Below are 19,777 nucleotides of genomic sequence, written 5' to 3'. Positions count from 1 at the left end.
CGAGGAGAACTGTCTGTCGAAGCTGGACGGAGCCCGCTATTGAACCTTGGTCTCGCGAGACCTTGGTCTAGGCTTCAGCCTCGCGCGCCCGGTTCGAGCCCGAGCCGCTGACCCATTTTCACAAGGTCCGCGAAGGAGCGGGCTTTCATTTTTTCCATCAGCCTGCCGCGATGCGCCTTGACCGTGATCTCGCTGATGCCGAGTTCACCTCCCACCTGCTTGTTCAGGAGGCCTGAAACGATCAGCGCCATAACTTCGCGTTCACGCCGGCTGAGTTCGGCGTAGCGTTCCTCGATCACCTTAAGGCTCGCTCGCTCGGCGCTGATTTCCCTACTTTTTTCGATCGACCGGTCGACTGCGGTAAGCAATACCTCATCGTCGAACGGCTTGGTCAGGAACTCTGCAGCGCCGGCCTTCATCGCCCGCACGCTCATCGGCACGTCGCCAAACCCCGTCAGGAAGATGATCGGCAGTTCGGGCCGGTCCTTTGCAATCCGTTCCTGAAGATCGAGTCCGTTGAGATCAGGGAGGCTGAAGTCCAGCAGCAGGCACCCGACTTGACCCGGCTCGCTCTCGTTCCAGTCGAGGAAAGCCTGCGCATCGGGGAAGCTAATCACCCGCCAGCCGGCCAGCTCGAGGAGGGGCTGAAGCGCCTCTCGAACGGAGATGTCGTCATCGACGACGAGCACGACCGGCTTGGCGTGCGAGTCGTCAGGATTGTCTTTCGACGTCATACCGAAACCTGCGCGGGAGCTCATGCTGTACATCGGCAACCTTCACTTCGGGCGGACTGCGAGCGTGACGGCCTCGACAATCGCTTCTTCGCTGAATGGCTTCAAGAGACAGGCAATGGCGCCGCTCGACTGAAGCGTCGGCCAAAGGTTATCCTGCGCATGGGCGCTGATGAAGACGATCGGCAGGCGGAAACCGTTGCGGATCAGGGCCTGCTGAAGCTGTGGCCCGCTGAGGCCCGGCATTGCGACATCGAGGACGATGCAGTCGGTACTCTCTTGCCCGTCGGCCCTCAGGAACGCCTCGGCAGATTCGAAAGCGCGGACTTCAAAGCCGTAGGATTCCAGCAGAGCAGGCAATGACTCCCTCACCGATTCGTCATCATCGACGACGGCAATGACCTTGCTCGAGCTCACGGCTCGAACCCGTCGGTCGACACGCTTCCCTCTGGCCGCCGAGGCACGTCGCCCAGGCGGGCGGTCATCAGGCCCCTAGCATCCAGCGTCATATTCTTCTCTCGATCAGGCCGAGTGCATGCGCTCGTGACCTGAGTTCGTCCATGCTACTTTGGTGTTGGTCCGATCGAACGCTCGGATCTCGGTCGGCCAAGCTAGACCGCCAAATGTGACTGGATGACGTACACCATCGTCTAATTGGCGCCGCGCTGCGTCAGGCGCAGGCAGGGTGAACACCATTGCCTCAATCGGAGCCACAAACATGACGCTCGAGCTGCGCCGCCGAGAGCTATTGAAAGCAACGCTGGCCGGTGCGGCAGCGGCGACGACAGCTGCGGCTACGACCGAACAAGGTGTCGAAGGCGTTTCTAGCGCTGCGCTTCCATGGAAGTTGCGGCGTATCAAGACTGAGCTCCTGGAGATCACCTATGCCGAACTTGGGCCGCCTCACGGCCAGACGGTCATCCTGTTGCACGGTTGGCCCTACGATATTCATAGCTTCAGTGAGGTTGCACCTTTGCTAGCTGCTCAGGGCCGCAAGGTGATCGTCCCCTACCTACGCGGCTTTGGAGGAACTCGGTTCCTAGTAGGCAGCGCCATGCGCAATGGTCAGCCCGCAGCAGTCGCAACGGACACCATCCGAATGATGGATGCGCTCGGCATCAAAAAGGCGCTTCTTGCCGGCTTCGACTGGGGTGCCCGAAGCGCTGACATAATTGCTGCACTCTGGCCGGAACGCTGCACCGGTCTCGTCTCGGTGAGTGGTTATCTGATCGGAAGCCAGGCCGCTGGACGCAACCCACTTCCCCCGTCGGCCGAGCTTCAATGGTGGTATCAATTCTACTTCGCCACGGATCGAGGGCGCGAGGGCTACAACCTTTACCGCCGCCAATTCGCGCGTTTGATCTGGTCTCTCGCATCACCCAAGTGGGATTTCGATGATGCGACGTTCGAACGAAGCGCTGCAGCATTCGACAACCCCGATCACGTTGACGTTGTCATTCACAATTATCGCTGGCGGCTCGGTCTCGCAGATGGGGAGCGGCGTTATGACGCGCTGGAGGCCCGGCTGTCTGGGTCGCCTCCAATCAGAGTTCCGTCGATCTCGCTCGAGGGTGACGCCAATGGTGCGCCTCATCCAAATCCGAGCGCTTATGCGACAAAGTTTGCTGGGCCTTATGTGCACCGTCTCGTGACTGGCGGGATCGGTCACAATTTACCTCAAGAAGCACCCGCTGAGTTTGCCCGAGCAATCTTGGACCTCGGCGGGAGTGCCTTCGCGTCGCAGCCTATTTGATGTCATTTCAACAAAAGGAGACGGGCCGTGAGCCTCCCCAATATCAAGGAACATTTGGAAGTGATCGGCGCCGACGGTGTCCACGTCGGCACCGTCGACCGTGTGCTCGGGGATCGCATCAAGCTCACCCGTAGCGATGGCCCCATAGGAGCGGTGGGGCACCGCTTCATTTCCGCTGGCTTGGTTGCCGGCATTGAAGGCGAGCAGGTCCGATTGTCCGCGAATGCAGACGTAGCAATCTTGTTCGAGGAGGGCGAGCAAACGGATGGTCACATCCACCGCGAAGAATTTTTTGATGAGGCTGGTATCGAAAGTTTCCCGGCAAGCGATCCGCCCGCCATCAGCTGACGGCAGCCAAATCGACGCTTCATGAGACGAGATCTAAACCCTAGCGCGAGAGCGTTACTGCACGATGGCCAGCGCCTGATCGGGCTGCACCGTTGTCGGTAACACAGGAAGGATGGAGACGATGGCGCGCCATCACACCTACTGCTCCGCTTGGAAGGGCGAATTCACAAGTTCCGGTCTCTGGCAAATCACCCGTCCCCGCTCAGGCTTTCTTAGTGACAGTTGAGGACGCGGACGGTCGGGAGGGGAGTCGGGGAGGGCCCGTCCGCGTCCTCGGCGCCTTTTTTGGAGCGCTCATGCAATATTCGCCGTTTCAACCCCGCAGCTCAATTGCACCAAAGTGTCAGGCGAGAAAGCGCGCCATCATTTAGGGCTACCAACTTCCTTTAGTTGACGACCAATGTTGGCCGAAAGCGGCCGGTCTGCTTTCGGCAGATAACGACCCTTGGAGGACCTTCAAAGCGGAGGGGACTTGGATTTTCCATCCGTCGTTTTCGAATGGAACTCGCCAACCACCTCATACATCCCGGGATCAAATGTAGCGAATGACAGGGCTTCTTCGAGATATGGGCGTGGCGCTGGGTCTTGGCGCATGGCCTCATAGTCAGCAAGGCTGACCCATTTAGCGTACATGGTGACCTTGCTGCCGTCTGTGCTGCGATGAAGGGTCGACGAAATGAACCCAGGCGCTTTGCTGACGATCTCGCCGGTGACCTTGGTCAATATATCGACCAATCGCTGTTGATTGGACGGATCGACTTGGAAGACATTGATGAAGACAATCACGGCGTTCCAACCTAGGCGAAAAGCGAATTGATCATACGAGAAGTAGGGTTGATGGACGCGGAGGCAACTGCCGCTTTTCACCCGTTTCAGACGCTGGTCATTCCTCGACGGGGGAATGCTGGTGAAACGCCAAATTCCATCCATCGCTCGTCTGCACGTAGGCCGAGCTGACTAAGGCTAAATATGGTTGGTCGTCGGCTCGCGTTACATCTGCCCGGTAGCTTATGATCGCCACGTCATCATCGACGCGCAGAAGATGACGGCCGCTTAGTCGCAGGTCACGCCACCTATTTGCGTTCATTGCAGTCGCCGCGACGTGTTCGCGGGCAAATACGCCGTGCATCTCCCCCATCTGCGGAAATGCAAGCAAACACTCCTTGTCGACATGCTCGAGAAAATGCTCCTCGCCGGAGAGCCAGAAGCCCTCTTTTAGATCAAATAAGTGCTCTTGAAGCGCCATTCTCCATCGTTGGAATCGCTGAACGACCACCCTAAACGGCGGTTTCCTACTCGCTCTCACCGCTCGCAGGGCAATATCGGCTTTCCCTTCCGGCCATTAGCATCCGAGAACCATTGGGCGGCTCTGATTGGCCGAAAGCGGAGGCTCGCCGCGCTGGTCCCCGCGCCTCGCCCGCGTGCTTTTGGTGCGCTTCACCCATTTCCCCTCTGCGTTACGAGAGGAGGGCCAATCATTCGATTTCATTCGCCTGGAGGGTCATCCGGGGTGCTCGTTCGAACAGCGCCCTGAAGCCGCGGGCGGCGCTTGTCCCCGCGCCTCGCCCGCGTGCTTTCTGTGTAGGTTTTGACTCACGACTTAAAGAGAGCATTCACAGGAGAGCGGCTCTGACTCATTTTGATTCACCTGGAGCTGACCGACGCTGCGGCGAGGGACCTCTCATGCAGCCCTGCTTGGAGCGCACCCCCTGGTAAGCCCCGGCCGGCGTGCAGCGCCGGCAGCAACTTAGGCGCCGCACAACGACCGGGATTGGTCACCCGGAAACGATGACCCTAACGATCGCTGCGCGGCTGAACTGATAAGGTCTATATATTATATAACTTAGGAATGGATTCTGACTGCTCGGTAGACTTGCGCTACTTTGGTAGACTGGCCTCTAATCTGAGCAAGCCATTGACCAGCTCGTCGTTGTCGTTGGCGAAGAGGTACTCGAGATACTGCTCCGGGTCGGCCTCGCTGAGCATCCCTTCAATTGCTTCCTCCTGAGCTTCACGTCGGCTGAGCTCACAGTCTGGGATCGAGGCGCCGCTCAATTTGCGGTCGACCTCTTCGGCTACGCATCCGGGCAGGCTAAAGCCGTAAGCGTTAGTGATCTGCCTGACTTGCGGTCCTCGGTGGACGCCCTCGATCGCCTCGGCTCTCCGAACCCGCACTAAAAAGCCGTGCTCTTGTAGCCTGTGCATCGCATCCACGACGGCCTGCTTCGATCGCCGCGTTCTGTCGCATATGGTGGCGATCGAAGGATCGAGGCGGCCGGTACGATAGTCGACCATGCGATAAAGCTCCCGCAGCACATCAATACCAATGCTGCCAAGAGGACCGTTCCTCTGCCCTTTCTGCTTGTGCTTACGGTCATAGGACTGCGCAGCATGCATGCGTATCCCGATGATCACCCGAGCCTCCTGATTGCTCCGGCCAATCGGCTGCCACACAGCGGTCGCTCTAGGATCATTGGCGTAGTAGCTGTTTCGCCGGACCGGCTGGAAGGACCGCGTCGCCTTCTCTGCCGCGATGTTGAAAGCGATTTCGCCGAACGAGCGGGCCATCAGCCTGCCCGCCCGTCGAAGGAGGCTAGTTGCGCTGGCCCTCGATAAGCGACGAGCTCGGCGGCAAACCTTCGAACAACAGATCGGCCCACTCCTGAGCAATCTCGCGCCGGCGCTCCATAAAGGACGCACGATTGTAGATTGCTTCGACCCCCTTCGGCTGATGCGCCAGCATGAGATCTATGATGTTGCGATCGCCAGTTCGGCCAGCGCGCTCGGCACGTTCGTTCATTATCGTGCTGAAGGTTGATCGCCACCCGTGTGGTACGTGCCGGCTGTTGAATGCAGGGAGCCGTCGATATGCAATCGATAAGGTGTTCTCGCTCATTGGCGCCCGAGAATTGCGACCGTTCGGAAAGAGATAGGGCGCCCGACCGGAGAATTGTTTGACGAGCTTCACGATCTCCACTGCCGCTGGTGCCAAGGGCACAATGAACTCGAATGCCTCTTGCTCTTTCTGCTCGAGCGACAGCTTCATTTTTGCCGCTGGAATTCGCCAGATTGGCGTACTCGTTTCGAGCCCCTCGAACTCCGACCATTCCGCGTGGCGCAATGGACCCGAGCGCACAGCCGTCAAAGCAATGAGCCTGGAGGCCAGCTTTGTAAGCGGGTGGCCTGGAGCAGCCTCGGCTGCTCGCAGCAGCGCCCGCGCTTCCTCGACTGTACGCAGAGCCGGGTATTTGCGCTTGGGCACCGGCGGCAGCGCCTTCTGCATATCCGCCGCTGGATTGGTTTCTGCCGAGCCTGATCCAAGCGCATAGATGTAGGTTGCCGAGATGTACTGCTGCACCCGACGGGCAAGATCGACTGCGCGGCGCTTCTCCATTCTCCTGAGAACGTCCAACACCATTGGCGGCGTCACCTGCCGAACAGGTACAGCCCCGATGTGGGGAAAGACTTCTGCTTTGAGCCGACCAAGCACGATATTGCTGTGGCGCTCGGTCCATCTTGCTTGCTGTCGAGCATGCCATTCCAGCGCGACAACCTCGAACGTCTGCTTTGCTGAACTGGCCGACGCCGCCCGCTGCTGTTTCCTCGCTACGGAAGGGTCTGATCCGCCGCGCTTGAGCTTTCGGGCTTCGTCTCGCTGGTCTCGTGCAGCTGCTAGCGACACGTCCGGATATGGCCCGAACGTGAGATTCTTCTCTTTGCCGTGGATTCGATACTTCCACCGCCAGATCTTGGAGCCAGTACGCAGCACATGGAGATACAAGCCGCCCGAATCCGCAAGTTTGTAGTCCTTCTCGCGTGGCACCGCAGTTTGGCACTGTCGGTTGGTTAGCATCGAACCATACCCCCAGCGCGGAATTCCATACCCTCCATCTTACCCCCAAATATCGTGAGCTCTGATTGGAACATATGGGACAAGTTGGGACTACGCCAGAGGGATTCTCTCTCGTAAAATTGCTCGTCTTGAGCCTTAATGAGATTTCATGGGAAAAAATGATGGTGCCGGATGCAGGATTCGAACCCGCGACCTTCGGTTTACAAAACCGCTGCTCTACCAACTGAGCTAATCCGGCGTGGCAAGCGCCTATGGCCACCGCAGTCGTAGACGGCAAGGTTTTACGGTCTGTTTACCTTGTTGGGCGCATTCTGGGACGTCCGGAAGCTTGTCCGGCGGTGTAAAGGAAAGCGTACATGGTTTATCTTGCAATGGCCATGTTCATCGCGTTGTTCGGCTGGGGGTCCACCTATTTCGGCTGGCATGATCCGACCGGAAAGGTTCAGCTCGCCTTGTTCACCAGCTTCGTGCTCGGCGCTGTCTGCGGGTTCAAGTCGAAGGGCTGAACCCGAAAAGACTTGGCGCGCCGCCGCCAGCCGCTACATCCGCGGCGTGAAACCGCTCCCTCCATATGCCCGATTGCTCCAGCTCCGTGTCGAGGAGAGCGATCACGGGCCGGTGATGGTGATGCCCTTCCACAATGACGTCATCGGGCGGCCGGGCTATCTGCACGGCGGAGCGATTGCGGGCCTCCTCGAATTTGCGGCATTCACGACGCTTCGCCGACAAGTCGACGACGAAAGCGTCGCGATGAAGCCGATCACCGTCACAGTCGACTACATGCGCGGCGGGACGGCGCGGGAGACGTTCGCCAGCGCGACTATCGAGCGGCTCGGCGCCCGCATCGCCAATGTCGAGGCGTTCGCGTGGCAGACCGACCGGTCGACGCCGATCGCCAGCGCGCGGCTCAATTTCCTGCTCGACCGGGGTCAGTAGCCGCTGAGCGCCGCGACCTGGTCCCGGTGGTAGTAGACATCGCCGAACAGCTCGCCGAGCACCGCTTCTCGTTTCATGAACAGGCCGATGTCGTGCTCGTCGGTCATGCCGATACCACCGTGCATCTGGACGCCCTCCTGGACGGCAAGCTTGGACACCGCCGCGGCCTTTGCCTTGGCGACCGCCGTCATCAGCTCGGCTTTCTCGTCGCCGGAATCGATGAGCTCGGCGGCCTTCAGGACCGCGGCGCGCGCGATCTCGATCTCGCCGTAGAGGTGCGCCGCTCGATGCTGCAGCGCCTGGAACTCGCCGATCAGCTTCCCGAACTGCTTCCGCTGGCGGAGATAGTCGACGGTCATCGCCGAGGCTCCGGCGGCGACGCCGACCAGCTCCGCCGAGACTCCGGCGCGGCCCGCGGCCAAAGCACGGGATAGAGGTGCCCAGCCATTATCGACGTCGCCGACCACGGCATCCGCATCCAGTTCGACATTGTCGAAGCGCAGCCGCGCGGCCTTCGAGCTGTCGGTGAGCGTGACGCTCTCGACTTCCGCGGCGCCCTTGGGAACCGCGAACAGCGTTAGTCCGTCGCGATCGCCGGGTGCCCCGGCCGTGCGCGCGACGGTGAGGATCGCGTCGGCGGAATTTCCCTGGACCACGAATTGCTTGGCCCCGTTGAGAACGAAGCCGTTGCCGCGCCGCTGGGCGGCGAGCTTGGTCTGTTCAGGCGAATGCCTGCGGCCTTCATCGACCGCGAGTGCAAGCACGGCCTCTCCCGCGAGAATGGCAGGATACCAGCGCTCGGCATGGTCGGTGCCTTCGATGGCGCGAGCGCCGACGACGGCCGTAGTCAGGAAAGGTGAGGGTGTCAGATTGCGGCCGATTTCCTCCAGCACCAGCGCGGCTTCGACCGAGCCGAGGCCAAGGCCGCCTTCGCTTTCCGGAATGCAGATCCCGGTCAGGCCCAGCTCACCGAATTGCTTCCACAGCTCGCTGCCGTAACCATCGGTGCAGCCGGTATCCCGCCAGTGGCGAAGCTGCTTCGCCGGTCCGCCCTCGTCGCGAAGAAAGGTCGCGGCGGTTTCCTGAAGCATTTTCTGGTCGTCGTTCAGAAGTGGCATGCGTCAGGCTCCCGGGAGGCCGAGAATGTGCTTGGCGACGATGTTGAGCTGGATCTCGCTCGTGCCGCCTTCGATCGAATTGGCCTTGGTGCGCAGCCAGTCGCGCGCGGCCTTGCCTTCGTGGGACCGTTCGCTGTCCCATTCGAGCGCGTCGGAGCCACCCGCGGCCATGACCAGTTCGTGGCGGCGCTTGTTGAGCTCGGTGCCTGCATATTTCATCATGGACGGGCTGGCCGGATGCGCTTCGCCGGCCTTGAACATTTCAAAGAAACGCTCGCTCATCGCCGCGAAGGCGAGGGCGTCCACGTCGAAGGCGGCAAGCTCGGCTCGAAGCAGTGCATTGTCCGGCTTGAGCGCTGCGCCCAGCGTTCCGCCGGATCCGCCGCCAAGGCCCATCCCCGCGATCATCTCGCGTTCGTGGCCGAGCAGATATTTGGCAACGTCCCAGCCGCGGTTCACTTCACCGACGACCTGGTCCTTGGGCACTTCGACGTCGTCGAAGAAGGTCTCGCAGAACGGCGAGTTGCCGCTGATCAGAAGGATCGGCTTGGTCGAGACGCCCGGGCTGGCCATGTCGAACAAGAGGAAGCTGATCCCGGAATGCTTGGACTCGCTCGACGTGCGGACCAGGCAGAAGATCCAGTCGGCCTGGTCGGCGTAGCTGGTCCACACTTTCTGGCCGTTGACCAGCCAGTGGTCGCCCTTGTCCTCGGCCTTGGTCTGCAGGCCGGCGAGGTCAGACCCGGCGCCGGGCTCCGAATAGCCCTGGCACCAGCGGATTTCGCCGCGCGCGATCTCGGGAAGGAAGCGCCTCTTCTGCTCCTCGTTGCCGAACTTCAGAAGCGCCGGGCCGAGCATCGAGATGCCGAAGCTGGTCAGCGGCTGCCGCGCGCTGATCCGCGCCATTTCCTCCTTAAGGACTTTGGCTTCGGCCGGGGACAGGCCGGCGCCGCCATAATCCTTTGGCCAATGCGGGACGGTCCATCCACGCTCGACCATGCGTTCGAGCCACTGGCGTTGAGCATCGCTCTGGAACGTCCAGTTGCGGCCGCCCCAGCAGGCGTCCTTTTCGGACCGCATCGGCTCGCGCATTTCCGGCGGGCAATTCGCCTCCAGCCAATCGCGGGTTTCAGAACGGAAGGTATCGATGTCGGTCATGCGATCGCCTTAAGGTCACAAACGTCACGGAGAACAGCGCATTTCCAGTGACCTTATCGCTGCCGCGAAGGCAAGCGATTTGAAAGGCCGCTATCCTCGCCGTGCCGCGAGCCAGGCACGGCAGATGCAATCAGGAAAGGGGAGCAGCAAAAAGGGCCGCGGTAACCCGCGACCCTTTCGCTTCACACGCTCTTTCGAGCAGCCGTCGGGCTATTGGTAGTCGACGGTGACGTTGATGTTGCCGCTGTAGACACCATCGGTGGTCGCGGGCATGACCTTGATCGAGCCACCGACGTTGAAGTTCACGCCGGCCGTGCCCGAATTTGGCATCGTCACGGTGGCGGGAGCGCTGGGCGTGAACGACAGGGTCGAACCGTCGTTTGCATTCGTCAGCGCGCTTGCGACGGCAAAGACCTGCACGACCTGGTTGTTGGTGCCCTTCACGTTGTACGCGGCCGACGCCGGCGTGCCGGAGCAGGTGAGCCCGCCCGAGCCGCAGGTCACGACGCCCGCCTGAGTCATCGCGACCGTCTCGCCGGCGGCCGCGATGGTGCCCAGGGTGATGGTCCCGAAGTCGAGATTGCGCGTAGACGTCAGCACCAGCGGCTTGACGATCTTGGCGCGGCCCGTTGCCGGCGTCGCGGCACCGACCGGCGCAGCGACGGCAGGCACGGCGATCAGCGACGCGGACGCAACAGACGCCGCAAGGCAGGCCTTACGAAGAAGATGATTCATTTGTTGTCCCTACTTGTTCCGAGCTGACAAGTTGCGGGCGGCCGAGCGCCGTTCCGCGTATCGTCACCGCCGCGTTAACCTAAGTTAGTTAAGTAAAGACTTATTTCCATTTGAGCTTGCGGAGGGTGACCGCTTGATGTCCGCTTTCGACCCATTCCTGCCATAAGCGGTCCAACCCGTTGTAGACGTCCACCCTAGCTGCAATGCTCGCGTAATGAGCAGGGCAGCCGAACTGATCGAACTTGGCGGAGCGCTGGAGCGAAGCGGTCAGTACGCCGCCGCTTGGAAAAATCTCGACGAGGGTGGCGAGCTAAAGCGCCCTCCCGATTGGCCAAAGTGGGAGGGGCCGGGCTCATCCTGCTCAACGCTTTTGGTTCGACGACGCATCCGGCACTTGGGAGCCGAGCTTCGGAATGCTCGCTTCGCGAACATGGCTGTGCCGCACGTTGAGCGCGTCATAGCTGTCACGGAGCCGCGCCTGAAATCCTTGCTGGCTCGAAGCTTTCCCCAGGTTACCTATGTTGAAGCGACACAGTCGGTGCAGGCGGACTGCGAATCCTCCTATGAGGGACTAAGCAGGCACTTTGGATCGACTGAAGAAGCCATCGCTGCCTCTTTTCAGCCCCTAGTGGCCGAGACGTCGGGCGAACCATCGGGCGTCGGCATCGCTTGGCATTCCATCAACCAACGTAAGCACCTTCCTGAACTGGATGATTGGGCTGCCCGCCTGGCCGGCATGACCGATGCCCTTCAGTCCCTTCAATATGATGAGGCAGAAGCTGAGATTGACCGTCTGGAAACCCTATCCGGTAAGCGCATCGCTCGATCTCCTCTAGATCAAAAGCTGGACGTGGACGGCTTCGCAAGCATGGTCGCCGCAGTAAAAGGCGTGCTCACGATCAGCAACACAACGGCTCACATGGCTGGCGCGCTTGGGAAATCTTGCGTCGTCATTTTGGACGACTTGGACCATCTTTCATGGCCGGTATCCGGCGATCGCACACCGTTTTACCCGACATTGAGGCTGGTGCGCCGAAACCAGCGACCCTGGAACGCCGTGTTGGACGAGGCTGTCGTGGTTCTGCGCACGCTGATAGAGCATGCTGAATGACGATCAGCGAGCAGTACCGGCAATTAAACAAGCACTTACACGAACTCGGCTCGTACGGCCGTAAAGGCGACAAGTGGGCTGCCCGAGTTCGAGAACTGATAGGAGAATATCAGCCTACTACCATCCTTGATTATGGATGCGGGCAGGGCGCTCTCGGCAGAGCGCTGGGTATCCCCATCAGAGAGTATGATCCCGCCATTGCGGGTAAAGATCAGCCCCCCGAAAAGGCCGATCTAGTCGTCTGCACTGACGTTCTCGAGCACGTCGAACCCGCGCACCTCGACGCGGTTCTTGACGACCTTAAGCGGGTGACGGGCAGATGCCTGTTCGCTGTCATTTCGACGCGACCTGCCAAAAAGACACTAGCCGATGGGCGAAATGCTCACCAGATTGTTGAGGAATGGACGTTCTGGGAAGAGCGTCTGTCGAGAAGATTTCGAATAGAGGCCCATTCAGCGAATCACAAGGAAGTGGAAGTGGTCCTGCTGGCGCTGTGAACCGTTTATCGCCGAGATATCGATCAGTTCACAGCAGGCTGCGCCGAACGCTAGACGACGTCGTCTCTGCTTTCGCCCGTTGCGGGAGGCGACAGCGCGATATGTCGGTGGAAGAGGTTGCCCAGTTGCTCCGCAAGTTCCGCGATAACACCGCCAGCCATTCTGAATGGGACTACTTCTGCACCGGACGCCAGATTGCCGACCCGCGCCTTGAAGAGGTTAGAAGGGAGATAGAGGAACTGCATGGCCCCCGAGTTGAACCCTACACTTCAGACCGGCTGAATGAGCTTATTGCACGGGTAGTGGCGCTCGACTCCGCGCGCTGACGAGCCTGCGGAAATGGCCTCGACCCATCCAAAGCAAACATTCCGTTCGGCATCGTTGAACAGCCGTAACAACACCGATAACTCGGCTTCGTGAAACCGAAGCTTCTCACCACCATCCGCGACTATTCCTGGCGCATTTTCACGTGGGATCTGATCGCCGGCGTGACGGTCGCGCTGGTCGCTTTGCCGCTGAGCATTGCGATCGCGATCGCTTCGGGTGCCGATCCCAAGGCCGGGTTGGTGACCGCGATTGTTGCCGGGTTCCTGATCTCGCTGCTGGGGGGCAGCCGGGTCCAGATCGGCGGGCCGACGGGTGCGTTCATCGTCGTCGTCTATGGGATCATCGAAGCGCACGGGCTCGACGGGCTCTTGCTGGCGACGCTGATGGCAGGCGTTATCCTCGTCATCGGAGGATTGCTGCGGGCCGGCCGCTTCATCGCATTGGTGCCGGAGCCGGTGATCGAAGGGTTCACCGTCGGCATCGCCGTGATCATCGCTGTCAGCCAGTTGAAGGACCTGCTCGGGCTGTCGTCGGCAAAGGTTTCCGCCGACCTGGTGCAGGCGCTACCGGCGCTATGGGCGGCTCGCGACGGAATCAATCCGATGGCGGTCGCAATCGGCCTGTTCTCGATCGGCGGGATCGCGCTTTTCCGGCGTATTGCGCCCTGGTTTCCGGGGTCGCTGGTGGTGATCGTCATCGCCTCCGCCGCGGTGGCGCTGCTCGCTTTGCCGGTGGACAGCATTCATTCCCGATTTGGGGTCATTCCCTCCGGCATGCCTTGGCCGTCGCTGCCCCATGTCAGCATCGCACGCGTCAGTGCGTTGCTGCCGTCGGCGCTTGTCATCGCCTTCCTGGCGGCGGTGGAATCCTTGCTGTCGGCGATCGTAGCGGACCGCATGATTGGGGGACGCCACCGGTCCAACGCGGAGCTGCTGGCGCAGGGTGTAGCCAACATCGCGTCGCCGCTCTTCGGCGGATTGCCGGCGACGGGGGCGATCGCTCGCACGGCGACCAACGTCCGCGCCGGGGGCCGAACGCCGGTTGCGGGGATCGTCCATGCCGTGACGATCCTGCTGATCACGCTGGGGGCTGGAGCGCTGACCGGTTATCTAGCGATGCCGGCGCTCGCGGCGCTCCTGATCGTCACCGCATGGATCATGAGCGAGCCGCACCGATGGGGCGAGCGGCTGCGGCTGAAGCCGGGCGACCGGGCGCTGCTGTTTCTGACCATGGCGCTGACCGTGGTGACCGACCTAACCATTGCCATTGCGGTCGGGACAGCGGCGGGGCTGGCACTGCGCCTCAGCCGCAAGGACGCAGAGCCCGAGGACTGGGCGCCGTCCGACCGCTCCAAGCTGTAGCATCGGGTCCAATACGGATGGCAAGTCCACGCTACCGGGCGCAAATTGCCGTACGGGACAACTCGCAGGATGGTGCGAGCATGGCTGAAGAGCATGAGGACGATCCGGCCTCTGCGGCGAAGCGGGAGGCAGACGAGCGAAGGGCTGGACGATCGAACGTCCTTCTGGGCGCGACGATCGAACAGAATGGCGCACGGATGCCGGTGCGGGTCAGCAACCTGTCCGCCAACGGCGCCCTGGTGATCGGCGACCGGCTGCCTGTTGCCGACACCAATGTCACCTCCATTGCAACGGCTTTGCCATTGAAAGCTTCGTGATCTGGTCGCGAGACCGCCTTGCGGGGCTCGAATTCGCGACGCCTGTCCCGCCCGAAGCGCTCGGCCAGCGAGCGCCGCAGCCACGCATCGCGATCACCAAGGACACGCGCAACGTCGACTTCAGGCGGCCGGGGTTTCGCGGGAATCAGATGACCGACGAGGAACAGGAATTCTTCGATGAGCTGACCCGCCCTCCGCCGGATGATCCAGACAAGGGACCGTGAATGGTGCCCGCCTGAATGCGTCGCGTCTTTCGGGTATAGGCTAAAGACTGTTTCGAACCCCGTGCGTGCAGGTCTATAGGGCGACGCGTGAACCTTCTCGTCGGTATATTGCTGTTTTCAGGGACCATTCTCGCGATGGAGGGGGTGGCCTATGTAGCGCACCGCTGGGTGATGCATGGGCCCGGCTGGTTCCTGCACGAAAGCCATCATCGCCAGCGCGAGGGGATGTTCGAGCTTAACGATCTTTACGCGTTGATTTTCGCGATCCCGTCGATCGTGCTGCTGCTGGGTGGCGTGCAGCTGGGATGGGGTGAATGGGCTGCCTGGGTCGGGGCGGGGATCGCCGCATACGGCGCCATCTACTTCGGCTTCCACGACGTTATCGTGCACCAGCGCATCGGCCATCGTTACGTCGCACGCTCGACGTACATGAAGCGAATCATCCAGGCGCATAAGCTCCATCACGCGACCAGCGGCAAATATGGGTCGGTCAGCTTCGGATTCCTGTGGGCACCGCCCGCCGATGCCTTGAAGCGCCAGCTCGGCATGAGCGAGCACGCGACACTTCGCGAGCCGCGGCGCTAGGCCGAGATGACCGCGCTGATCTTGTCCGTAATTGCGATGACGGTCATCGTCGGAGTTCGATATCTCGCCGTCAGCGGCGCATTCGCGTGGCTGACCGATCGAAAATTGCCGGGCTTCTACGGTGACCGCCGCGAACAGATCCGCAAGGAGATCGGCTGGTCGCTGGCGAGCGCGTTCATTTATGCCGCTCCAGCCGGAATCCTGGCCTGGGGGTGGCAGGCGCACGGGTGGACACGTATCTACTCCAATGTGGCGGACTATCCGTTGTGGTGGCTACCGGCGTCGGTCGTGATCTACCTGCTGCTTCATGACAGCTGGTTCTACTGGACCCATCGGCTGATGCATCGGCCAAGCGTCTATAAGAGAATGCACGCCGTCCACCACGCCAGCCGCGATCCGACCGCCTGGGCGGCGATGAGCTTCCATCCCTGGGAGTCGATTACCGGTGCAGTGCTCGTCCCGGCGCTCGTCTTGCTGATCCCGATCCACTATGCCGCGCTGCTCACCGTTCTGCTGATCATGACGGTGATGGGCGTGACCAATCACATGGGCTGGGAGCTGTTTCCGAACTGGCTGGTCCGCGGGCCTGCCGGGCAATGGCTGATCACTGCGAGCCATCACCAGCGGCACCACGAAAAGCACCTTTGCAATTTCGGCCTGTACTTTCGTTTCTGGGACAGGCTGTGCGGGACCGATCGCGGCCTTGGCGAATTCAGGAGCGGCCCGCGACTACGGCCTCGGCAAAGCTAGGGACCACGTAGGCCAGCTTCTGAATTTTTCCGACGGTGACGCGTTGGTCCCAGGCGGCGCGGCCCAGCCGTCCAACGCGACGCCCGATTGCCCCGTAAATGCGAAGTGCCGAGAGGACGGCAAGACGGGACCGGAACGGCAGCTTTTCGACGCCCAGGCGCGCGCTTTCTTCATAGACGGACACGCTGTCGACGAGGCGTTTGACGATGGCGACCAGGGCGTCCTCGTTCCGGTCGTCGAACAGGGTCTCGCGAGTGACGCCGAACTCGTTCATCCAGTCGAGCGGTAGGTAGCAGCGGCCGGCGGCCAGATCCTCGCGGACATCCCGTGCAATGTTTGAAAGCTGGAAGGCGATGCCGAGGTCCGCAGCGCGCTCGAGCGTGTCCTCGTCGTCGGCGGGTACGCCCATCAGGATGGCCATCATGCAGCCGACCGCGCCCGCGACATAGTAGCAGTAGAGCGCGAGGTCCTCTTCCGTCCCCGGCTGCCACCCCGACTCGTCGAGTGCGAAGCCGCGCAAGTGATCATCTAGGAAGCGCTCGGGGATCGGGCATTCGGACAACAGCAGCGACAAAGCCCGGAACGGCAATTCCGTCATCGCCTCGCCGGCGACGGCGCGATGTGTTTTCCCGCGCAGGACGGACACATTACCGCGAACGCCATTGCCGAAACCATAAGTCTGGCCGTCGCAAACATCGTCGCAATGTCGGCACCAGCTGTAAAGCAGCCACGCCCGTTCGCGCGTCGTACGATCGAACAGGCGGCTTGCGGCGCGAAACGACTTTGAGCCGTTCTGGATCGCTTCGTAGGCGCCGGCGACGATTTCTTCGCGGGTCATGCCGCGAGGTCCTCGATCATCAGGCCCGCGGTTGCCTTGGCGCTTCCAACGACGCCCGGAATGCCCGCTCCCGGGTGTGTGCCCGCGCCGACGAAATAGAGGTTGCGGACGACATCGTCGCGGTTGTGGACGCGGAAATAGGCGCTTTGGGTCAGAACGGGCTCCAGGCTGAAGGCCGACCCGAGGTGCGAATTCAGCTCCTGCTCGAAATCGGCGGGACCGAAATGGAAGACCTCACCAAGACGTGAGCGGAGGCCGGGCAGCATCCGGTCTTCCAGGATCTCAAGCAGGCGCTCGGCGTACGCCGGGCCTTCCTTCTCCCAGTCGAAGTTGGTCCGTCCAAGGTGCGGCACGGGAGCGAGAGCGTAGAAGGTGGACCGTCCTTCGGGCGCCATCGACGCGTCGGTCGCTGTCGGATGGTGGAGGTAAATTGATGGATCGTTCGGCAGTGCAGAGCCGCGGTAGATCTCCTTGAGCAAGGCCGCGTAGCGTGGGCCGAACAGGATGCTGTGGTGCGGCACGTCCTCCCACGAACCGGTCGTGGAGAAATGGACGACGAACAGAGAGGGTGAGAAGCGCTTGCGCTTGAGGCTGGTGGACCGCCGCCGCGCGGACGGATGGGCGAGCATTTCGTAGGTCCGGACGATGTCGGCGTTGGAGGCGACTGCATCGAACGTGCCCGTCCAGCCGCTCCGGGTCCGGACTGCGGTCGCCCGATCGCCCTCGGTCCAGATGCCCGAGACCGGATCGCCGAGGCGGACAGTGCCGCCGATGCGCTCCAGGTGCGTGACCATCCCCGCGACAAGGCGGTTGGTGCCGCCTTCAGCGAACCAGACACCGCCGTCCCGCTCAAGCTTGTGGATCAGCGCATAGATGGCGCTGGTCGTCATTGGGTTCCCGCCGACAAGCAGGCTGTGGAAGGACAAGGCTTGCCGCAATTTCTCATTCCGGACGAAGCGGGAGACGACGGAGTAGACCGACCGCCAGGCCTGATACCGAGCGAGCTGCGGCGCTGCCTGCAACATCGACTTGAAATCGAGAAACGGGACCGCGCCGAGCTTCTCGTAACCTTCGACATAGACGCCTTCGGAATAACGCAGGAAGCGCTTGTAGCCCTCGACATCCGCGGGTTCGAGCGCCTCGATCTGGCGGAACAATCGTTCGTCGTCGTTGACGTAGTCGAAGATCGTGCCGTCCGGCCACGACAGCCGGTAGAACGGCGACACGGGCACGAGGCTGACGTCCCTGGCCATGTCGGCGCCGGTCAGTTCCCACAGCTCCCGCAGGCAGGCCGGGTCCGTAATGACGGTCGGGCCGGCATCGAAGACGTGCCCGTCCTTTTCCCAATGGTAGGCGCGGCCGCCAGGCTTGTCGCGAGCCTCGATTACCGTGGTGTCGATCCCCGCCGATTGCAGGCGGATGGCCAATGCGAGGCCGCCGAAGCCTGACCCGATAACTGCTGCCTTCCGCTTCATGCTGCGCTCCGCCGCAAGGCGGTAATAGCGCGGCCGATCGGGACGGGCGGCTTGCCGGTGAGTATGCGCATCTTGTCCACGCCGGACAAATGCGCGGCGTAGAAGCGGGCGATGATGGCTGGCGGGAGGCGATAGAAGTGTTCCAGGACGCGGTAGGCCTGCCCGGGCTCGGCAGCTTCGAAAAGCATGCGATTGAGGATGCGGAAGAACGACCGCTCCTGCCACAGTTTCTCCGACCGATTTCGATACAGCCTGTAGAGAGCCTCGCTGGTCAACTCGCCTTGTTCCGAGAGAAGCGCGGCATTCGCCACGGCATCGGGAAACGAATAGCTGGTCGTCGGGTGGAAGAAGCCGCCCCGAAGGCCAAGGCGCGGGACAGTGGCGTCCTGCCAGAAGGCATCGACATCCCCGCCAAGGACGATCGGCAGGACGCCGCTTTCCTCGCTTACGACCTCCGGCGAACCTCCGCCGGTCGCCAGCGCCAGCCGCTCGATGCGTGCGCGCAGCGCCACCTGGTCGAGCACTGGCGTCGGCGAATAATACGTGTCTTCGATCAGCAATTCGGTCGGGCTGATCGGAAGATGATAGACGAAGCGGTAGCCGTCGATCTGCTCGACGGTGGCGTCCATGATGACCGGAAGCGTGAGGCCGTGCGGCCGATCGAAGCGGAGGTACTGGCCGACGAACTTCTGCCAGCCGAGGTCGAGGCCGGGCATGGCGGCGGGACCGCGAGCGTCGATGACAGCATCCGCAGCGATCGTTTCGCCGTCGAGGCTGACGGAGTTGGCGTCAACCGCGTGGATTCGGGCATTCAGACGGATCTGGTCGGGCCGGAGGGCGGCGCGGACCGCTTGGTCGAGCTCGGTCGACCGGATGCTGCTGTAGCCGATATCGATCGTCCGGCTGCGACGCGGGAAATGAACTTCGTGCGCGGGCCAGTGGGAGGCGACGACGCCCTCGATCACCCAGCGGATTTCCGGTGGAACGTCGGAATCGAAGAACGACCAGGTGTGATTGCCGCCCAGCGTGTCGCCCTGCTCAATCAGGAGCAGGTCCACATTCGGCAAGCGCCTCGCGATCGCGAGGGCGGCCAGGCAACCGGACAGGCCGCCGCCGGCGATGACGATGCGGCTCAAGTCAGCACCCGGTTGGCGAATGCTTCCGAGCACTGATAAGCACCTGACGGATGCGCAGATCCGCCCTTGTCGCCGTTGCCGTTCCGCTGCTGTCCGCTGCCACGCCGACGGCTACGGTCGAAGTCGACCTTACGGCGCTTCGAAACAGTCACGGCACCATCCACGCTTGCATGACGCGCAATCCGGCCTTCTTCCCGAACTGCAAGAAGGACCCCGAGGCCCTGAAGCAATCGGTCCCTGCGGACGTCCGCCGCCTTGAGTTCACCGGGGTTCCGGTCGGCCGATATGCTCTGTCGGTCTTTCATGACGAAAATGCCAACCAGAAGCTCGATACTTTGGTCGGAATCCCGAAGGAGGGTTTCGGCTTCTCACGAAATCCCGTGATCCGCTTCGGGCCGCCGCGTTTTGACAAGGTAAGCATCGAACTTCCCTCCGGCTTCACTCGCACGAGCGTGCGCATGCAATACCTGCTTTAGCCCATATAGATTCGCAATTTTCAGTCACTTACGCTGCAGGATGGGGGT

Annotated in this window: 25 protein-coding genes and 1 tRNA gene; 13 read left to right on the top strand and 13 right to left on the bottom strand. The window is 61.7% G+C overall.

Annotated elements, in window-relative coordinates; translation table 11 throughout:
- Window positions 1-74 precede the first annotated feature (74 nt).
- Both ABD928_RS04450 and ABD928_RS04445 read right to left on the bottom strand, forming a co-directional pair.
- Window positions 75-758, bottom strand: a complete 684-nt coding sequence (locus ABD928_RS04450; protein ID WP_223276309.1) for a response regulator transcription factor — start codon at window positions 756-758, stop codon at window positions 75-77.
- A gap of 18 nt (window positions 759-776) precedes the next feature.
- Window positions 777-1,148: a response regulator transcription factor gene (locus tag ABD928_RS04445; RefSeq protein ID WP_187714587.1), complete on the bottom strand. Its 372-nt coding sequence runs from the start codon at window positions 1,146-1,148 to the stop codon at window positions 777-779.
- 301 nt (window positions 1,149-1,449) lie between these two features.
- On the opposite strand from ABD928_RS04445, the gene ABD928_RS04440 reads away from it, so the two are divergent.
- A complete protein-coding gene (locus ABD928_RS04440; RefSeq protein WP_345166488.1) occupies window positions 1,450-2,484 on the top strand; it encodes an alpha/beta fold hydrolase in 1,035 nt (344 codons plus the stop codon).
- 27 nt (window positions 2,485-2,511) lie between these two features.
- Window positions 2,512-2,832 carry a DUF2171 domain-containing protein gene (locus tag ABD928_RS04435; protein WP_187714586.1) on the top strand — a complete coding sequence of 107 codons (321 nt, stop codon included), beginning with the start codon at window positions 2,512-2,514 and terminating at the stop codon, window positions 2,830-2,832.
- Window positions 2,833-3,288: 456 nt separating this feature from the next.
- On the opposite strand, the gene ABD928_RS04430 is transcribed toward ABD928_RS04435, so the two are convergent.
- From ABD928_RS04430 to ABD928_RS04410, 5 genes are all read right to left on the bottom strand, one after another.
- Window positions 3,289-3,618, bottom strand: a complete 330-nt coding sequence (locus tag ABD928_RS04430; RefSeq protein ID WP_187714585.1) for an antibiotic biosynthesis monooxygenase family protein — start codon at window positions 3,616-3,618, stop codon at window positions 3,289-3,291.
- A 97-nt stretch (window positions 3,619-3,715) separates the two neighbouring features.
- Window positions 3,716-4,078, bottom strand: a complete 363-nt coding sequence (locus ABD928_RS04425; protein ID WP_187714584.1) for a hypothetical protein — start codon at window positions 4,076-4,078, stop codon at window positions 3,716-3,718.
- 632 nt (window positions 4,079-4,710) lie between these two features.
- Window positions 4,711-5,400, bottom strand: a complete 690-nt coding sequence (locus tag ABD928_RS04420; protein ID WP_187714583.1) for a MarR family transcriptional regulator — start codon at window positions 5,398-5,400, stop codon at window positions 4,711-4,713.
- A gap of 25 nt (window positions 5,401-5,425) precedes the next feature.
- Window positions 5,426-6,685 carry a tyrosine-type recombinase/integrase gene (locus tag ABD928_RS04415; RefSeq protein WP_187714582.1) on the bottom strand — a complete coding sequence of 420 codons (1,260 nt, stop codon included), beginning with the start codon at window positions 6,683-6,685 and terminating at the stop codon, window positions 5,426-5,428.
- Between the two features lie 162 nt (window positions 6,686-6,847).
- A tRNA-Thr gene (locus ABD928_RS04410) sits at window positions 6,848-6,923 on the bottom strand.
- 118 nt (window positions 6,924-7,041) lie between these two features.
- Here ABD928_RS04410 and ABD928_RS04405 point away from each other — a divergent pair.
- Entirely contained in the window at window positions 7,042-7,191 is a 150-nt protein-coding gene (locus ABD928_RS04405) for a hypothetical protein (protein ID WP_187714581.1), read from the top strand.
- A 46-nt stretch (window positions 7,192-7,237) separates the two neighbouring features.
- Entirely contained in the window at window positions 7,238-7,621 is a 384-nt protein-coding gene (locus ABD928_RS04400; protein ID WP_187715962.1) for a PaaI family thioesterase, read from the top strand.
- Here the strand turns inward: ABD928_RS04400 and ABD928_RS04395 are convergent.
- From ABD928_RS04395 to ABD928_RS04385, 3 genes are all read right to left on the bottom strand, one after another.
- Window positions 7,615-8,739: an acyl-CoA dehydrogenase family protein gene (locus ABD928_RS04395; protein WP_187714580.1), complete on the bottom strand. Its 1,125-nt coding sequence runs from the start codon at window positions 8,737-8,739 to the stop codon at window positions 7,615-7,617. The two genes, ABD928_RS04400 and ABD928_RS04395, sit on opposite strands and share 7 nt — an antisense overlap.
- Before the next feature lie 3 nt (window positions 8,740-8,742).
- The gene (locus ABD928_RS04390; protein WP_345166481.1) at window positions 8,743-9,897 is read right to left on the bottom strand and encodes an acyl-CoA dehydrogenase family protein; all 1,155 of its coding nucleotides are present in this window, start codon (window positions 9,895-9,897) and stop codon (window positions 8,743-8,745) included.
- A 210-nt stretch (window positions 9,898-10,107) separates the two neighbouring features.
- Window positions 10,108-10,632 (bottom strand): DUF4402 domain-containing protein, encoded by a 525-nt coding sequence (locus ABD928_RS04385; protein ID WP_187714579.1) that lies wholly within the window; start codon window positions 10,630-10,632, stop codon window positions 10,108-10,110.
- A 214-nt stretch (window positions 10,633-10,846) separates the two neighbouring features.
- On the opposite strand from ABD928_RS04385, the gene ABD928_RS04380 reads away from it, so the two are divergent.
- The 8 genes from ABD928_RS04380 (at window position 10,847) to ABD928_RS04345 (ending at window position 15,804) form a co-directional block, all read left to right on the top strand.
- Window positions 10,847-11,743, top strand: coding sequence for a hypothetical protein (locus tag ABD928_RS04380; RefSeq protein ID WP_345166478.1), 897 nt, complete (start codon window positions 10,847-10,849; stop codon window positions 11,741-11,743).
- The gene (locus tag ABD928_RS04375) at window positions 11,740-12,240 is read left to right on the top strand and encodes a class I SAM-dependent methyltransferase (protein ID WP_345166476.1); all 501 of its coding nucleotides are present in this window, start codon (window positions 11,740-11,742) and stop codon (window positions 12,238-12,240) included. Before ABD928_RS04380 ends, ABD928_RS04375 begins: the two co-directional genes overlap by 4 nt.
- Window positions 12,241-12,347: 107 nt before the next feature.
- Window positions 12,348-12,566: a hypothetical protein gene (locus ABD928_RS04370; protein ID WP_345166474.1), complete on the top strand. Its 219-nt coding sequence runs from the start codon at window positions 12,348-12,350 to the stop codon at window positions 12,564-12,566.
- A gap of 90 nt (window positions 12,567-12,656) precedes the next feature.
- Window positions 12,657-13,928 carry a SulP family inorganic anion transporter gene (locus ABD928_RS04365; RefSeq protein WP_345166472.1) on the top strand — a complete coding sequence of 424 codons (1,272 nt, stop codon included), beginning with the start codon at window positions 12,657-12,659 and terminating at the stop codon, window positions 13,926-13,928.
- 80 nt (window positions 13,929-14,008) lie between these two features.
- Window positions 14,009-14,245, top strand: a complete 237-nt coding sequence (locus ABD928_RS04360) for a PilZ domain-containing protein (RefSeq protein ID WP_345166470.1) — start codon at window positions 14,009-14,011, stop codon at window positions 14,243-14,245.
- Window positions 14,242-14,469, top strand: a complete 228-nt coding sequence (locus ABD928_RS04355; RefSeq protein ID WP_187714575.1) for a hypothetical protein — start codon at window positions 14,242-14,244, stop codon at window positions 14,467-14,469. The genes ABD928_RS04360 and ABD928_RS04355 overlap by 4 nt, the downstream gene beginning before the upstream one ends.
- A gap of 87 nt (window positions 14,470-14,556) precedes the next feature.
- Window positions 14,557-15,054 carry a sterol desaturase family protein gene (locus tag ABD928_RS04350; protein ID WP_187714574.1) on the top strand — a complete coding sequence of 166 codons (498 nt, stop codon included), beginning with the start codon at window positions 14,557-14,559 and terminating at the stop codon, window positions 15,052-15,054.
- A gap of 6 nt (window positions 15,055-15,060) precedes the next feature.
- Window positions 15,061-15,804, top strand: coding sequence for a sterol desaturase family protein (locus tag ABD928_RS04345; RefSeq protein ID WP_187714573.1), 744 nt, complete (start codon window positions 15,061-15,063; stop codon window positions 15,802-15,804).
- Here ABD928_RS04345 and ABD928_RS04340 read toward each other — a convergent pair.
- Genes ABD928_RS04340 through crtY form a run of 3 tightly spaced genes read right to left on the bottom strand, consistent with a single transcriptional unit; the run spans window position 15,767 to window position 19,253 of the window.
- Window positions 15,767-16,642: a phytoene/squalene synthase family protein gene (locus ABD928_RS04340; RefSeq protein ID WP_187714572.1), complete on the bottom strand. Its 876-nt coding sequence runs from the start codon at window positions 16,640-16,642 to the stop codon at window positions 15,767-15,769. The genes ABD928_RS04345 and ABD928_RS04340 overlap by 38 nt on opposite strands.
- Entirely contained in the window at window positions 16,639-18,117 is a 1,479-nt protein-coding gene (locus tag ABD928_RS04335; protein ID WP_187714571.1) for a phytoene desaturase, read from the bottom strand. The genes ABD928_RS04340 and ABD928_RS04335 overlap by 4 nt, the downstream gene beginning before the upstream one ends.
- On the bottom strand, window positions 18,114-19,253 hold the full coding sequence (gene crtY / locus ABD928_RS04330; RefSeq protein ID WP_345166460.1) for a lycopene beta-cyclase CrtY: 1,140 nt from the start codon (window positions 19,251-19,253) through the stop codon (window positions 18,114-18,116). Before crtY ends, ABD928_RS04335 begins: the two co-directional genes overlap by 4 nt.
- A gap of 50 nt (window positions 19,254-19,303) precedes the next feature.
- On the opposite strand from crtY, the gene ABD928_RS04325 reads away from it, so the two are divergent.
- Complete coding sequence (locus tag ABD928_RS04325; protein ID WP_345166457.1) at window positions 19,304-19,729, top strand: DUF2141 domain-containing protein; 426 nt, start codon at window positions 19,304-19,306, stop codon at window positions 19,727-19,729.
- Window positions 19,730-19,777: the final 48 nt, after the last annotated feature.

The organism is Sphingomonas daechungensis, from assembly GCF_039543105.1.
Lineage (GTDB): Bacteria > Pseudomonadota > Alphaproteobacteria > Sphingomonadales > Sphingomonadaceae > Sphingomicrobium > Sphingomicrobium daechungense.
This window is presented reverse-complemented; position numbering and strand designations above follow the sequence as displayed.

Excerpts from the sequence above, each read along its gene's own strand:
- ABD928_RS04395 (WP_187714580.1), bottom strand. The coding sequence starts at position 8,739 with ATGCCACTTCTGAACGACGACCAGAAAATGCTTCAGGAAACCGCCGCG.
- ABD928_RS04325 (WP_345166457.1), top strand. The coding sequence starts at position 19,304 with ATGCGCAGATCCGCCCTTGTCGCCGTTGCCGTTCCGCTGCTGTCCGCT.
- ABD928_RS04415 (WP_187714582.1), bottom strand. The coding sequence starts at position 6,685 with ATGCTAACCAACCGACAGTGCCAAACTGCGGTGCCACGCGAGAAGGAC.
- ABD928_RS04360 (WP_345166470.1), top strand. The coding sequence starts at position 14,009 with ATGGCTGAAGAGCATGAGGACGATCCGGCCTCTGCGGCGAAGCGGGAG.
- ABD928_RS04405 (WP_187714581.1), top strand. The coding sequence starts at position 7,042 with ATGGTTTATCTTGCAATGGCCATGTTCATCGCGTTGTTCGGCTGGGGG.
- ABD928_RS04390 (WP_345166481.1), bottom strand. The coding sequence starts at position 9,897 with ATGACCGACATCGATACCTTCCGTTCTGAAACCCGCGATTGGCTGGAG.
- ABD928_RS04450 (WP_223276309.1), bottom strand. The coding sequence starts at position 758 with ATGAGCTCCCGCGCAGGTTTCGGTATGACGTCGAAAGACAATCCTGAC.
- ABD928_RS04345 (WP_187714573.1), top strand. The coding sequence starts at position 15,061 with ATGACCGCGCTGATCTTGTCCGTAATTGCGATGACGGTCATCGTCGGA.
- ABD928_RS04335 (WP_187714571.1), bottom strand. The coding sequence starts at position 18,117 with ATGAAGCGGAAGGCAGCAGTTATCGGGTCAGGCTTCGGCGGCCTCGCA.
- ABD928_RS04420 (WP_187714583.1), bottom strand. The coding sequence starts at position 5,400 with ATGGCCCGCTCGTTCGGCGAAATCGCTTTCAACATCGCGGCAGAGAAG.
- ABD928_RS04385 (WP_187714579.1), bottom strand. The coding sequence starts at position 10,632 with ATGAATCATCTTCTTCGTAAGGCCTGCCTTGCGGCGTCTGTTGCGTCC.
- ABD928_RS04425 (WP_187714584.1), bottom strand. The coding sequence starts at position 4,078 with ATGGCGCTTCAAGAGCACTTATTTGATCTAAAAGAGGGCTTCTGGCTC.
- ABD928_RS04440 (WP_345166488.1), top strand. The coding sequence starts at position 1,450 with ATGACGCTCGAGCTGCGCCGCCGAGAGCTATTGAAAGCAACGCTGGCC.
- ABD928_RS04380 (WP_345166478.1), top strand. The coding sequence starts at position 10,847 with ATGAGCAGGGCAGCCGAACTGATCGAACTTGGCGGAGCGCTGGAGCGA.
- ABD928_RS04375 (WP_345166476.1), top strand. The coding sequence starts at position 11,740 with ATGACGATCAGCGAGCAGTACCGGCAATTAAACAAGCACTTACACGAA.
- ABD928_RS04340 (WP_187714572.1), bottom strand. The coding sequence starts at position 16,642 with ATGACCCGCGAAGAAATCGTCGCCGGCGCCTACGAAGCGATCCAGAAC.